Below are 14,244 nucleotides of genomic sequence, written 5' to 3' on the forward strand. Positions count from 1 at the left end.
TTCGGCTCTTCCTGATGCTACGCATAAAGCCTGATGCCTCCATGGGGCACGGCCTTCACGCCGGCACGGACTAGCTCCCTCTCCCTTCAGGGAGAGGGTTGGGGAGAGGGGCGGTGTTCAGGTTGGTATCGATGTTTCCGGGAGGCACCATTCGCGAGCAAGCTCGCTCCTACGAAAAGCCCCCAGAGCCCCAGGGCCTCAGAGCCCGCGCAGGGCCAGGTCCGCGCCAAGCAACAACAACCCCCCGAAGAAGCACCGGCGAAAGGCCGTCGGGCTGATGCGGTTGCGCAGCCACTGCCCCAGGTACATCCCCGCCAACGCCGGCAGCAGCGCCAGCAACGACACCCCCAATACCGAGGCATGCAACAGCGAGCCCTGCTGCCCGAGGGTGAGCGCCAGGGCCAGGGTGGAGATGGTGAAGGACAGCCCGAGGGCCTGCACCAGGTCGTCCTTCTCCAGGCCCAGCGCCTGCAGGTAAGGCACCGCGGGGATCACGAAGACGCCGGTGACCGCGGTGACGGCGCCGGTGGCCAGGCCGATCAGCGGCGACAGCCAGGCCTCGTGTGCCGGCGCCACCTGGAAGCGCTTCGCCGACAGCCCGAGCAGCGCGTAGAGGACCAGCGCCACGCCCAGCAGCGGCGTGGCCGCCGGCCAGTGCTCGCCGCCCAGCCACCAGCCCACGGCCAGGGTACCGGCGACGATGCCGGCGAGCATGCCCCACATCCGCCTGAGCAGCCCGAGGAAGCGCGGCCCGGCGGCCAGTTGCCAGACGTTGGTGACGGTGGAGGGCACCACCAGGATGGCCGCCGCCTGCATCGGCGGCATCAGCAGCCCGAGCAGGCCGACCGCCACCGTCGGCAGGCCGAGGCCGACCACGCCCTTGACCAGGCCGGCGAGGAGGAAGGTAAGGACGATCAGGTCCAGGTGCGCGGGCAGCGAGTCGAACATGGGCGGGCCTTGCCTTGGCGGTGGAGCGGGGCAGGATACCCGCAAACGAAGAACCCCGCCGCGGCGGGGTTCTTCTTCAACGGATGGCGACTCAGATATTGGCCACCTGCTGGTAGGCCTTGGGCTTGAAGTACAGCGTCTCGCCGCGGGCCAGGCCGACCAGGCTGTCGTGGTCCTTGACCACTTCGGCCTCGATCAGCTCGTCCTGGCCGTCCACCTTCAGCGTCACCCGGGTGATCGCGCCCAGCGGGCGGATGTCGCGGACTTCCGCCGCGCGGTGCGCTTCCACCGCCTGGCGCGACAGCGAGACCTCGTGCGGGCGGAACAGCAGGTGCTCGTCGTTGCCCAGGTGCAGGCGGTTGGAGTCGCCGAGGAAGTGGTAGACGAAGTCGCTGGCCGGGTTCTCGTAGACCTCGCCCGGCGAGCCGATCTGCTCGATCACGCCCTTGTTCATCACCACGATGCGGTCGGCGACTTCCATCGCCTCTTCCTGGTCGTGGGTGACGAACACGGAGGTGAGGTTGATCTCCTCGTGCAGGCGCGCCAGCCAGCGGCGCAGCTCCTTGCGCACCTTGGCGTCGAGGGCGCCGAAGGGCTCGTCCAGCAGCAGGATCTTCGGCTCCACCGCCAGGGCGCGGGCCAGGGCGATGCGCTGGCGCTGGCCGCCGGAGAGCTGTTCCGGGTAGCGGTCGGCGAGCCAGTCCAGCTGCACCATGTTCAGCAGCTCGTGGACCTTCTCGGCGATGCGCGCCTCGCTCGGGCGTTCCTTCTTGGCCTTCATGCGCAGGCCGAAGGCGACGTTGTCGAACACCGTCATGTGGCGGAACAGCGCGTAGTGCTGGAACACGAAGCCGACGTTGCGGTCGCGCACGTCGTGCTGCGAGACGTCCTCGCCGTGGAACACGATGTTGCCGGCGTCCGGCGTCTCCAGGCCGGCGATGATCCGCAGCAGGGTGGTCTTGCCGCAGCCGGAGGGGCCGAGCAGGGCCACCAGCTCGCCGCTGTGGATGTCCAGGTTGATGTCGTCGAGCGCCTTGAAGGCGTTGAAGTTCTTGCTGACGTTACGGATTTCGATACTCATGGCTTATTCCTCGTCAGCTTTGACTTTCAATCGGGACAGGCGCGACTCGCTCCACTGCTTGAGCAGCAGGATGACCAGGGCCATCAGCAGCAGCAGGGTGGCGACGCTGAAAGCGGCGACGTGATTGTATTCGTTGTAGAGGATCTCGACGTGCAGCGGCAGGGTGTTGGTGACGCCGCGGATGTGCCCGGAAACCACCGATACCGCGCCGAACTCGCCCATCGCCCGCGCGGTGCACAGCACCACGCCGTAGATCAGGCCCCATTTGATGTTCGGCAGGGTCACGTGCCAGAACATCTGCCAGCCATTGGCGCCGAGCAGGCGCGCGGCCTCTTCCTCCTGGGTGCCCTGTTCCTGCATCAGCGGGATCAGTTCGCGGGCGACGAAGGGGAAGGTGACGAAAATGGTGGCCAGGACGATGCCGGGCACGGCGAAGACGATCTGGATATCGTGGTCGCTGAGCCACGGCCCGAAGTAGCCCTGGGCGCCGAACAGCAGCACGTAGATCAGGCCGGCGATCACCGGCGAGACCGAGAACGGCAGGTCGATCAGCGTCACCAGGATGCTCTTGCCGGGGAACTCGAACTTGGTCACGCACCAGGCGGCGGCCACGCCGAACACCAGGTTCAGCGGCACCGAGATGCCCACGGCGATCAGCGTGAGCTTCAGCGCGGCCAGGGCGTCGGGCTCGACGATGGCCTCGAGGAAGGTGCCGAAGCCCTGCTTCAGCGCCTCGCTCAGGACCACGAACAGCGGCATCAGCAGGAACAGGGCAAAGGCCAGCCAGGCCAGGCCGATGAGCGCCCGGCGGCCCCAGGGGTTGCCACGCCGGGCGGCGTTCGCCGCTTGTGCGGTGGAAAGCGTTACGGAACTCATGGCGCGCTCCTTACGGGGTCTCGATGCGGCGTTGCAGCAGGTTGATCAGCAGCAGCAGGACGAAGGCCACCACCAGCATCAGCACGCCGATGGCGGTGGCGCCGGTGTAGTCGTACTGGTCCAGCTTGACCATGATCAGCAGCGGCAGGATCTCGGTCTTCATCGGCATGTTGCCGGCGATGAAGATCACCGAGCCGTACTCGCCGACGCCGCGGGCGAAGGCCAGGGCGAAGCCGGTCAGCCAGGCCGGCAGCAGCGCCGGCAGCAGCACGTGGCGGAACACCTGCAGCGGCTTGGCGCCCAGGCAGGCGGCGGCTTCCTCGACCTCGCGGGGGATGTCCGCCAGCACCGGCTGCACCGTGCGCACCACGAAGGGCAGGACCACGAAGGTCAGCGCCAGGGTGATGCCCAGCGGGGTGTAGGCGATCTTGAAGCCCAGCTCGGTGGCGAAGCGGCCGATCATGCCGTTGGGGGCGTAGAGCGCGGTCAGGGCGATGCCGGCCACGGCGGTGGGCAGGGCGAAGGGCAGGTCGATCATGGCGTCGATGACCTTGCGCCCGGGGAAGCGGTAGCGCACCAGCACCCAGGCCAGCAGGGTGCCGATCACGCCGTTGATCAGCGCGGCGATCAGCGCGGTGCCGAAGCTCAGCTTGAGCGCGGCGAACACGCGCGGGGCGGTGATGATGGTCCAGAACTGTTCCCAGGTGAGCTCGGTGGTCTTGAGGAACAGGGCCCCCAGCGGAATCAGCACCAACAGGCTGAGATACACCAGGGTGTAGCCCAGAGTCAGCCCGAAGCCGGGTATGACCGGGGAGATGCGTCGTGACATTGAAACCTCGTTAGCTGAAAGCCGGAAGCTGGAAGCCTGAAGCTGAAAGCGGTGCCGAGGTCGACTTCCAGCTTCGCGCTTCCAGCTTCCAGCCCGTATTCACTGCGCCTGGTAGATCTTGTCGAAGATGCCACCGTCGTTGAAGAACTTGGGCTGCGCGACCTTCCAGCCGCCGAAGTCCTTGTCGATGGTCACCAGGTCCAGTTTCGGGAACTGGTTGGCGAACTCGGCGGCGACCTTGGCGTTGCGCGGGCGGTAGAAGTTCTGCGCGGCGATGCGCTGGCCTTCCTCGCTGTACAGGTACTTCAGGTATTCCTCGGCGACCTTGCGGGTGCCCTTCTTGTCGACGGTCTTGTCGACCACCGCCACCGGCGGCTCGGCCAGGATGGACAGCGAGGGTACGACGATTTCGAAGTTCTCGCCGCCCTGTTCCTTCTTGGCCAGGAAGGCTTCGTTCTCCCAGGCCAGCAGCACGTCGCCGATGTTGTTGTTGACGAAGGTGATGGTCGAGCCGCGGGCGCCGGTGTCCAGCACGGGCACGTGCTTGTACAGGTCCTTGACGTAGTCCTGGGCCTTGTCGTCGCTACCGTACTGCTTCTTCGCCCAGGCCCAGGCGGCCAGGAAGTTCCAGCGGGCGCCGCCGGAGGTCTTCGGGTTGGGGGTGATGACTTCCACGCCCTGCTTGGTCAGGTCGCCCCAGTCCTTGATGCCCTTGGGGTTGCCCTTGCGCACCAGGAACACGATGGTCGAGGTATAGGGGGTGCTGTTGTCCGGCAGGCGCGCCTGCCAGTCGGCCGGCAGCAGGTTGCCGAGCTTGTGCAGTTCGTCGATGTCGCCGGCCAGGGCCAGGGTCACCACGTCGGCCTTCAGGCCGTCGATGACCGCGCGGGCCTGCTTGCCGGAGCCGCCGTGGGATTGCTGCACGGTCAGGTCGTCGCCGCCCTGGGCCTTCCAGTGCTTGATGAAGGCTGCGTTGTAGGCCTGGTACAGCTCGCGGGTCGGGTCGTAGGAGACGTTCAGCAGTTGGGTGGCCGCGGCCGCGGGGCCGGCGATCAAGGCACTGGCCAGGGCGGCCAGGGCGAAACGGCGGATGGACATGTGCAGCTCCTGGATACGAATCTTCAGTGTTGTGCTTGTTGGCGTGTTCTTATCGGGGGCGTCGCGGTGGGGCGCATGGGCCCCGGGGGTCAGCTCTGGCGGCTGGCGGGCTGCTGCAGGCGGAACTTCTCCTTGCGCTCGATCTGCACCACCTGGCCGTTGTGCACGGTGATCTCGACGGCGCCGAAACGCAGACCGCGCAGGGCGCTCTGCACTTCACGCAGGATGTTGGCTTCGTCCTGGCCTTCCAGGCTACGGAGGGTTGCGCTCATGATCTGGGCTCCTTGGTGGGCTTCGCCGGGCCGTCCCGGATGGGCGGCGCGTGCGGTGTGAGCGCATCTTAGGCAGGAGTCGAATATTCTTAAAAATACTATTTAAGAATTTTTATATTCCACCAGGTTTTAATTCGATTCGGTCGCCACCGCCCGGGCCCAGGGCAGCTCGTCGGCCGGCTGCGGGCGGCCGTACCAGTAGCCCTGGCCGAAGTCGCAGGCATGGTCGAGGAGGAAGGCCGCCTGGTCCGGGCGCTCGATGCCCTCGGCCACCACGCTTAGGCCCATGCTGCGGGCCAGGGCGATGATGGCGCGGGCGATGGCGGCGTCCTCGGCGTCGCCGGGCAGGCCGGCGACGAAGCCCTGGTCGATCTTCAGCTTCTGCACCGGCATGCGTTTCAGGCGCATCAGCGAGGAATAGCCGGTGCCGAAGTCGTCGATCGCCAGTTGCACGCCCAGCGCCCGCAGGCGCTGCAGCAGGGCCACCGACTGGTCGATGTTCTGCATGATGGCGCTCTCGGTCACTTCCAGCTCCAGGTGCCGCGGCTGCAGGCCGCTTTCCTGCAGGGCGCGGGCCACGCGCTGTTCCAGGCCGTCGCGGCCGAACAGGCGGCTGGACAGGTTCACCGCGACGAAATCCAGCGTCACGCCGTCGTCCAGCCACTGGCGCATCTGCCGGCAGGCCTGGTCCAGCACCCAGGCGTCGATGGCGGCGATCAGCCCGCATTCCTCGGCCACCGGGATGAATTCGCAGGGCGGCACCAGGCCGCGCTGCGGGTGCTGCCAGCGCACCAGCGACTCCACTCCGACCACCTGGCCGCTGGCCAGGTCGTGCACCGGCTGGTAGTACACGCGCAGCTCGTCGTGCTCCAGCGCCTGGCGCAGGGCGGCTTCCACCTGCACGTGGGAACGCGCGCGGGCGGTCAGCTCGGGGGTGTAGAAGGCGTACAGGTTGCGCCCGCTGGCCTTGGCCTGGAACAGCGCGGCATCGGCGTGGCGCAGCAGGTGGTCGACGTCGCGGGCGTCGTCGGGGAACAGGCTCACGCCCATGCTGGCGGAGATGTAGATCGGCTGGCCCTGCACCTCGAAGGGCGCGTGCATGGCCTCCAGCAGGCGCTGGGCGAGGCTGCTGGCATGGTGCGGCTGCTGGCTTTCCAGCACCACGGCGAACTCGTCGCCGCCCAGGCGCGCCAGGGAGGCGTGCTCGTCGAGGCAGCCGCGCAGGCGCTCGGCCACCGTCTTGACCAGTTGGTCGCCGGCGCTGTGGCCGAGGCTGTCGTTGACGTGCTTGAAGTGGTCCAGGTCGAGCAGCAGCAGGGCGCCGCTGCCCTGCTCGCGTTCGGCGCGGGCCAGGGCCTGCTCGATGCGCTCGCGCAGCAGCAGGCGGTTGGGCAGCCCGGTGAGCGGGTCGTGGTGGGCGAGGAAGTCCAGCTCGTGCTGCGAGCGCTTGATGCTGCTGAGGTCGGAGAACACCGCGACGTAGTGCGTCAGGCGCCCCTGCTCGTCGTGCACGGCGCAGATGTGCTGCCACTGCGGGTACACCTCGCCGCTCTTGCGCCGGTTCCAGATTTCCCCGCACCACAGGCCTTCGGCGTTCAGGGCCTGCCACATGCGCTGGTAGAAGGCGTCGTCCTGGCGCCCGGACTTGAGCATCGAGGGGTTGCGCCCCACCACTTCGTCGGCGCTGTAGCCGGTGATGCGCTGGAACGACGGGTTGACGTGCAGGATCATGCCCTTGTCGTCGGTCACCAGCAGGCCTTCCTGGGTCGCCTCGAACACCGCCGCGGCCTGGCGCAGGTGATCGTTGGCCTTGCGCTGCTCGGTGACGTCGCGGCTGACGCCGGTCATGCGCAGCGGCTCGCCGTCGTGGCCGCCGCTCAGGCGCGCGCGGGCATGCACCCAGCGGTAGTTGCCGTCGGCGTGGCGCAGGCGGTAGGTGCATTCCAGGCGCTGGCTGCGCCGCTGCAGCAGGTCGCGGTGCTGGGCCAGCACGCTGTCGCGGTCGTCCGGGTGCAGCCGCTGTTCCCAGGTGGCGAAGCTGTCGCCCAGCGCGTCCTCGCTCAGGCCGAGCAGCCGCGCGTAGCCGGGCGAGTAGAACACCCGGTGGCGCTCGATATCCCATTCCCAGAGGCCGTCGTCCAGGGCGTCCAGGGCCCGCTCGAAGCGCCGTTCGCTGCGCTCGCGGGCGGCGAAGGTGCGCCGCATCCACCTGAACTGCCGGGCCAGCAGCAGGAACAGCACGCCGGCGCTGATGGCAAAGAAAAGATACTTTTTCGCCACCAGCCAGGGCAGCAGGTCGCCATCGCCCACCGCCAGGCGCAACAGCTGGTCGCTGGTCAACCCCCACAGGCAGGCGAACAACAGGTACAGCAGGCAGATGCGGAGGGCACTCGGGCGTGGATTCATTATCGCGAGGGGAGCGAGTTATTGGCTGCGCAGTATAGTGGATGGCCATTGGCCCCGGTTCATATCAAAAAGACCGGATGGTTTTCCCGCCGCGCTTGGTGATAATGCGAGCTGGCCCTTGCCTGGGCTGCCGACCATTTCCGAGGTTCATTATCATTCATGTGGTACAACGGTTTCCTTGACCTGCCGCTGTGGCAACTGATCGTGGTCACGCTGGTGCTCACCCACATCACCATCGTCAGCGTGACGGTCTACCTTCACCGCTATTCCGCCCACCGCGCCCTCGAGCTGCATCCGGCGCTGCAACACTTCTTCCGTTTCTGGCTGTGGATGACCACCGGGATGAACACCCGCGAGTGGACCGCCATCCATCGCAAGCACCACGCCAAGTGCGAGACCGCAGACGACCCGCACAGCCCCGTGTACAAGGGCCTGGGCACCGTGCTGCGCAAGGGCGCCGAGCTCTACCGCGAGGAAGCGAAGAACGCCGACACCCTGCGCATCTACGGCAAGAACTGCCCGGACGACTGGCTGGAGCGCAACCTCTACGGCCGCTTCCCGCTGGGCGGCATCGCCCTGATGGTGCTGATCGACGTGGCCCTGTTCGGCGCCCTCGGCCTGACCGTGTGGGCCGTGCAGATGGCCTGGATCCCGTTCTGGGCGGCCGGTGTCATCAACGGCCTGGGCCACGCCGTGGGCTACCGCAACTTCGAGTGCCGCGACGCCGCCACCAACCTGGTGCCCTGGGGCATCGTCATTGGCGGCGAGGAGCTGCACAACAACCACCACACCTACCCGAACTCGGCCAAGCTGTCGGTGAAGAAGTGGGAGTTCGACCTGGGCTGGGCCTGGATCAAGCTGTTCTGCTTCCTGCGCCTGGCCAAGGTGGCGCGGGTGGCGCCGATCGCCCACCGGGTGGAAGGCAAGGGCAGCCTGGACATGGATACCGCCATGGCCATCCTCAACAACCGCTTCCAGATCATGGCCCAGTACCGCAAGCTGGTGATCGGCCCGCTGGTCAAGCAGGAGCTGGCCAAGGCCGATGCCTCGGTGCGCCACCTGTTCCGCCGCGGCAAGCGCCTGCTCTCGCGCGAGACCAGCCTGCTGGAGGAACGCCACCACGCGCGCATCGAGCGCCTGCTGCAGCACAGCCAGGCGTTGCAGGTGATCTACGAGAAGCGCCTGGCGCTGCAGCAGATCTGGCAGAAGACCAGCGCCAACGGCCACGACATGCTGGCCGCCATCAAGCAGTGGGTGCAGGAGGCCGAGGCCAGCGGCATCCAGTCGCTGCGCGACTTCGCCGAACAGCTGAAGACCTACTCGCTGCGCCCGGCTGTCTGAGTTGGCCTGATAACTGAGATGTGCATCACAAAAAGCCCGCCGTTCGGCGGGCTTTTTCTTTTTTTGTCGAGCGCTTAGCTAATTTTGCGGTCATAGACCTCTCGATTAGTTGTGGGAAGCTGAGACATGGACGATAGGTACAGGGCGCCGCAGGATCTCGACGAAGCGCTGCTGGCATTGCTGCACAGCCGCGCCGAGGTGGAGCGCCTGAAAGAACGCGAGCAACTCTTCAGCGCCCTGCTGGCCAGCGTCAATGCGGTGCTCTGGGCCTTCGACTGGCAGGCCCAGCGCATGGTCTACGTCAGCCCCGCCTACGAAAGCATCTTCGGCCGCTCGGCAGCCCTGCTGCTGGCCGACTATAACGAATGGCTCAACGCCATCTATCCCGACGACCTCGACTACGCCGCCAGCAGCCTGCTGCAGGTGCTCGAGCGCGGCGCCGTGGAGCAGCGCGAGTACCGCATCCTGCGCGCCGACGGCGAGGTGCGCTGGCTCAGCGACAAGTGCTTCATCAGCCAGCACAGCGAGGCGGGCCTGCCGCTGATGGTGGTCGGCATCGCCGAGGACATCACCGACAAGAAACACCTGGAAAGCGAGCTGCAGCGCCTGGCCACCACCGACGTGCTGACGCAGAGCAGCAACCGCCGCTACTTCTTCGACAACGCCGAGCAGGCCTTCAACGAATCCAAGCAGGCCGGCACGGCCCTGGCCTTCCTGCTGCTGGACGTGGACGACTTCAAGAAGGTCAACGACCGCTACGGCCACCAGGTCGGCGACCGTGTGCTGCAGCGCGTGGCCCAGTGCGCCTCCGGGGCGCTGCGCCGCGGCGACCTGTTCGGCCGCATCGGCGGCGAGGAGTTCGCCGTGCTGCTGCCCGGTTGCGACCAGGTGACCGCCCGGCAGATCGGCGAGCGCCTGCAGCGCGAGGTGCAGCGGCTGCGCTTCAAGGAAGACGAGCAGACCTTCGGTATCAGCGTCAGCCAGGGCCTGACCCTGCTGCAGCCCCACGACGAAAACCTCTCGGCGCTCTACGGCCGGGCCGACGCCGCGCTCTACCAGGCCAAGCGCAACGGCAAGGACCGTATCGAACAGGCCTGATCGGCTCCCCGGCCCACTGCCTCTCTTGCGCCCTGCGCGTACCCCTTCCGGGAAATGGACCGGGAAGGGATACGGGCGCATTATTTATTCCAATAAGGAATTACATTTTAATAATTAATTCTTTTTGGATTTATTTCCGATTGCTTATCGTTGCCCCCAGCGTGGCCGCAGGGTCCAGGCAATGAAGTCCGGCGAGCATGGCGACAAACCGCCAGCCAGGCCGGGAAAGGTGGCGGATTTCCGCTGACCAGCGCGCAGCGAAGGACCAGGCTACGGGACGCCAACCCGCGCCAATCCACGTGTCGGGGTGTGTCGGGCCGATTGGCCCGCGGATTGCCATGTCGGGGTGAAGCCTCAGGCTTTGCCCACAAGAACAAGACACGAGCATTCACCATGACGCTGCCATGCCTTTCCGCAAGTTCCTTCCTGCCTGCCTGCCCACGTAGAGACCCCGCCCAGGGGCGACCGATCTGACGACCGCCGTTCGCCTGCAGGCCCGGGCCGTGCCCGGCCGCGCGGCTGTCCGGTGGGATTCGCGCCACGCGGCGCCTGGCGCTTTGCCGACTTCACACAAGATCAATAAATGGGGATTACCAATGAAGAGTCGTAACATCACGCAATCCACCCTGGCGTTGGCCGTGGCGGCCGCTGCCCTTGGCGCCCATGTTCCGCTGGCCAGCGCCGGCGGCTTCATCGAGGACAGCAAGGCCAGCCTGACCCTGCGCAACTTCTACATCAACAGCGACAACCGCAACGGCACCGCCGAGCCGAGCAAGCAGGAGGAGTGGGGCCAGGGCTTCCTGCTGAACTACACCTCCGGCTTCACCGAAGGCACCGTCGGCTTCGGCGTCGATGCCCTGGGCCTGCTGGGCGTGCGCCTGGACAGCGGCAAGGGCACCCACTACAACCCGACCAGCTCCAGCTTCTCGGGCACCGTGTTCCCCACCGATGGCGATGGCCGCGCGGTGGACGACTTCTCGCACCTGGGGGCGACCGCCAAGGTGAAGGTTTCCTCCACCGAACTGCGCTACGGCACCCTGCTGCCCAAGCTGCCGGTGGTGACCTACAACGACGGCCGCCTGCTGCCGCAGACCTTCGAGGGCGGCCAGATCACCTCCAACGAGTTCAAGGACCTGACCCTGATCGGCGGCCAGCTGGAACACACCAAGGGCCGCAGTTCGAGCAACAACGAGGGCCTGTCCATCGCCGGCGCCAACAACGCGCGCACCGGCGAGTTCGTCAACAAGTTCTACTACGGCGGCGTCGACTACAAGCTGACCAAGGACCTGACGCTGCAGTACTACTACGGCAACCTGCAGGACTTCTACAAACAGCACTTCCTCGGCCTGCAGCACAACTGGGCGATCGGCCCGGGCGTGCTCAAGACCGACCTGCGCTACTTCAACAGCAGCGACGACGGCAAGAACAGCCACGACTCGCGCTACTACACCTCCGGCTACTACGGCAACGGCGTGACCAAGGGCGAGGTCGACAACAAGGCCTACAGCGGCCTGTTCACCTACATCGTCAGCGGCCACAGCTTCGGCGTCGGCTACCAGCAGCTCAGCGGCGACAGCGACTTCCCGTTCATCAACAACGGCGACGGCGCCACCGCCTACCTGATCACCGACGTGCAGATCGGCAAGTTCCTGCGCGCCGGTGAGCGTACCTGGCAGGCCCGCTACGGCTACGACTTCGCCCAGGCCGGCCTGCCGGGTCTGACCTTCCAGGCCCTGTACCTGCGCGGCGACAACATCGACACCGCCCGCGGCGACCAGAGCGAGTGGGAGCGCGACATCAGCCTGGCCTACGTGATCCCGGACGGCACCTTCAAGGGCCTGGGCTTCACCTGGAAGAACGCCTCGCTGCGCAGCGGCCTGCCGGCCCAGGGCGCCACCCCGGCCCAGCGCGACCAGGACGAGAACCGCCTGATCGTCAGCTACACCCTGCCGCTGTTCTAGGCCTGGGGCTTTCCGTAGGAGCGCGCCGAAGAGGTGACCTGTAGGAGCGGGCCCTGCCCGCGATTTCGCGCGCAGGGCGCGCTCCTACATGGGTATGGCGTGGGGGCGTAGGGCGTATGACCGTTCGCGGTTATACGCCGCCGGCCGGAACACCAGCGCCCGGTCGGGCATGGCGATGGGTATCGCTTCGCCCAACCCATCCTACGAAGCGTGCCGTGACGAAAAAGGCCGTCTCCCCTCGCGGGCAGACGGCCTTTTCGTTGGCAGCTACCGGCTCAGCGCTTCTGCGGCGCCGGTTGCTGCTGGGTGATGCAGTGGATGTTGCCGCCGCCCAGGAGGATTTCCCGGCCCGGCACCATCACCACTTCGTGCTCGGGGAACACGCGCTGGAGGATGGCCTTGGCCTCGGCGTCCTTCGGGTCGTCGAAGCTCGGCGCGACGATGCCGCCGTTGACGATCAGGAAGTTCACGTAGGAGCCGGCCAGGCGGATCGACGGATCGCGCTCCTGGCTGCCTTCCACCAGGTCGACGCCGGCGCACTCTTCCTCGGTGGCGTGCAGCGGGCCGGGGATCGGCATCTTGTGCACCACCAGCTGGCGGCCCTTGGCGTCGCGGGCCTGCTCCAGCACGCGCATGGCGGCCTGGCAGCGCGGGTAGTTGGGGTCGTTGGCGTCCTCGGTCCAGGCCAGCAGCACTTCGCCGGGGCGCACGTAGCAGCAGAAGTTGTCGACGTGGCCGTTGGTCTCGTCGTTGTACAGGCCGTCCGGCAGCCAGATCACACTGTCCACCGCCAGGTGCTCGCGCAGGACCTGCTCGATCTCCTCGCGGGACAGGTGCGGGTTGCGGTTGCGGTTGAGCAGGCATTCCTCGGTGGTGATCAGGGTGCCTTCGCCATCCACGTGGATGGAGCCGCCCTCGAGCACGAAGCCTTCGGTGCGGTAGCGATCGCAGCGCTCGACCTGGAGGATCTTCGCCGCCACCTGGTCGTCGCGCAGCCAGGGGAAGTAAAGGCCGCCGTCGAGGCCGCCCCAGGCGTTGAAGGTCCAGTCCACGCCGCGCACGCCGCCCTGGTCGTCGACCACGAAGGTCGGCCCGGTGTCGCGCACCCAGGCGTCGTCGTTGCTGATCTCGATCACCCGGACGGCGTCGCTCAGGCGCGCGCGGGCGTTCTCGAACTGCGCGGCGGAAACGCAGACGGTGACCGGCTCGAAGCGCGCGATGGCCTCGGCCACGGCGCTGAAGGCGGCCTGCGCCGGCTTGCCGCCCAGGCGCCAGTTGTCCGGGCGCTCGGGCCAGACCATCCAGGTCTGGGTGTGGGGTTCCCATTCCGCCGGCATGCGGAAGCCATCGGCGCGGGGGGTACTGGTCAGAGTGGTCATGGGGTCACCAGATGCGGGCAGCTACGGACGAAGCGGCGGAAGGGATCGCCTCCCGCCGCGCGAGGTCATTCGGAGAGGTTCTCTCCGTCGAGGGTCGCGATCGGCCAGTATAGGTTCGGACGGCGGTCGCGGAACACACCCCAGGCGGTGCGGATCTTCTCCAGGGCGTCCAGATCGAAGCTGTGCAGCAGGATGCCTTCCTCGGTCTCGTTCAGTTCCTGGACCTTCTTGCCGAATTGATCGGCGATGAAGGAGGAGCCGTAGAAGGTGATGTCGTAGCCGTCCTGCTCTTCCTTGCCGATGCGGTTGGAGGCCACCAGCGGCATCAGGTTGGCGCCGGCATGGCCCTGCTGCACGCGCTGCCAGTGGTCGCGGGAGGTGATGCTGGCGTCGTGCGGCTCGCTGCCGATGGCGGTCGGGTAGAACAGCACCTCAGCGCCCATCAGCGCCATGCTGCGGGCGCACTCGGGGAACCACTGGTCCCAGCAGATGCCGACGCCGATGCGCGCGTAGGCGGTGTCCCAGACCTTGAAGCCGGTGTCGCCGGGGTTGAAGTAGTACTTCTCGTGGTAGCCGGGGCCGTCGGGGATGTGGCTCTTGCGGTAGACGCCCAGGTTGCTGCCGTCGGCATCGATGATGGCGATGCTGTTGAAGCGCGCGCGGCCGGCGCGTTCGAAGAAGCTGATCGGCAGCACGACTTTCAGCTCGGCGGCGACCTTCCGGAAGTGCAGGATCGCCGGGTTCTCTTCCACCGGGGTGGCCAGCTGGGTGTAGTCGGCGTTGGGCTTCTGGCAGAAGTAGGGGGTCTCGAACAGTTCCTGGATCAGGATGATCTGCGCGCCCTGGGCGGCCGCCTGGCGCACCAGCTTCTCGGCGTTGGCGATGTTGGCCTGGACATCCCAGGAGCACGCCATCTGGGTGGCGGCGACGGTGACGGTACGAGTCATGGAACACC

12 protein-coding genes are annotated in these 14,244 nt (G+C 66.9%); 3 read left to right on the plus strand and 9 right to left on the minus strand.

The features are described from left to right. Positions 1–198 precede the first annotated feature (198 nt). The 7 genes from RN02_RS24040 to RN02_RS24070 all read right to left on the minus strand — a co-directional run bounded on the left by RN02_RS24040 (position 199) and on the right by RN02_RS24070 (position 7,510). A complete protein-coding gene (locus RN02_RS24040) occupies positions 199–948 on the minus strand; it encodes a sulfite exporter TauE/SafE family protein (RefSeq protein WP_043317417.1) in 750 nt (249 codons plus the stop codon). A 91-nt stretch (positions 949–1,039) separates the two neighbouring features. Then, on the minus strand, positions 1,040–2,029 hold the full coding sequence (locus tag RN02_RS24045; RefSeq protein ID WP_043317419.1) for a sulfate/molybdate ABC transporter ATP-binding protein: 990 nt from the start codon (positions 2,027–2,029) through the stop codon (positions 1,040–1,042). 3 nt (positions 2,030–2,032) lie between these two features. Continuing rightward, the gene (gene cysW, locus RN02_RS24050) at positions 2,033–2,905 is read right to left on the minus strand and encodes a sulfate ABC transporter permease subunit CysW (protein ID WP_043317421.1); all 873 of its coding nucleotides are present in this window, start codon (positions 2,903–2,905) and stop codon (positions 2,033–2,035) included. A gap of 10 nt (positions 2,906–2,915) precedes the next feature. Continuing rightward, positions 2,916–3,734 (minus strand): sulfate ABC transporter permease subunit CysT, encoded by an 819-nt coding sequence (gene cysT / locus RN02_RS24055; RefSeq protein WP_043317422.1) that lies wholly within the window; start codon positions 3,732–3,734, stop codon positions 2,916–2,918. Positions 3,735–3,833: 99 nt separating this feature from the next. Further along, complete coding sequence (locus tag RN02_RS24060) at positions 3,834–4,832, minus strand: sulfate ABC transporter substrate-binding protein (protein ID WP_043268206.1); 999 nt, start codon at positions 4,830–4,832, stop codon at positions 3,834–3,836. A gap of 89 nt (positions 4,833–4,921) precedes the next feature. After that, positions 4,922–5,104 carry a sulfur starvation response protein OscA gene (gene oscA, locus RN02_RS24065; RefSeq protein ID WP_009614015.1) on the minus strand — a complete coding sequence of 61 codons (183 nt, stop codon included), beginning with the start codon at positions 5,102–5,104 and terminating at the stop codon, positions 4,922–4,924. A 129-nt stretch (positions 5,105–5,233) separates the two neighbouring features. After that, positions 5,234–7,510: a putative bifunctional diguanylate cyclase/phosphodiesterase gene (locus RN02_RS24070; RefSeq protein WP_043317424.1), complete on the minus strand. Its 2,277-nt coding sequence runs from the start codon at positions 7,508–7,510 to the stop codon at positions 5,234–5,236. Between the two features lie 159 nt (positions 7,511–7,669). Here RN02_RS24070 and desA point away from each other — a divergent pair, with 159 nt between their 5' ends. The 3 genes from desA to RN02_RS24085 all read left to right on the plus strand — a co-directional run bounded on the left by desA (position 7,670) and on the right by RN02_RS24085 (position 11,910). After that, positions 7,670–8,851, plus strand: coding sequence for a delta-9 fatty acid desaturase DesA (desA, locus tag RN02_RS24075; protein WP_009614012.1), 1,182 nt, complete (start codon positions 7,670–7,672; stop codon positions 8,849–8,851). 126 nt (positions 8,852–8,977) lie between these two features. Continuing rightward, a complete protein-coding gene (locus tag RN02_RS24080) occupies positions 8,978–9,949 on the plus strand; it encodes a GGDEF domain-containing protein (protein ID WP_009614010.1) in 972 nt (323 codons plus the stop codon). Between the two features lie 596 nt (positions 9,950–10,545). Next, positions 10,546–11,910, plus strand: a complete 1,365-nt coding sequence (locus RN02_RS24085; protein ID WP_009614008.1) for an OprD family porin — start codon at positions 10,546–10,548, stop codon at positions 11,908–11,910. A gap of 275 nt (positions 11,911–12,185) precedes the next feature. Here the strand turns inward: RN02_RS24085 and aguA are convergent, their stop codons facing one another. Continuing rightward, positions 12,186–13,289: an agmatine deiminase gene (gene aguA, locus RN02_RS24090; RefSeq protein ID WP_043317426.1), complete on the minus strand. Its 1,104-nt coding sequence runs from the start codon at positions 13,287–13,289 to the stop codon at positions 12,186–12,188. Between the two features lie 65 nt (positions 13,290–13,354). Continuing rightward, the gene (gene aguB / locus RN02_RS24095) at positions 13,355–14,236 is read right to left on the minus strand and encodes an N-carbamoylputrescine amidase (protein ID WP_043268215.1); all 882 of its coding nucleotides are present in this window, start codon (positions 14,234–14,236) and stop codon (positions 13,355–13,357) included. Between the last annotated feature and the right edge of the window lie 8 nt (positions 14,237–14,244).

The sequence above is a fragment of the Pseudomonas sp. PI1 genome (assembly GCF_000812405.1).
GTDB classification, from domain to species: Bacteria; Pseudomonadota; Gammaproteobacteria; order Pseudomonadales; family Pseudomonadaceae; genus Pseudomonas; species Pseudomonas citronellolis.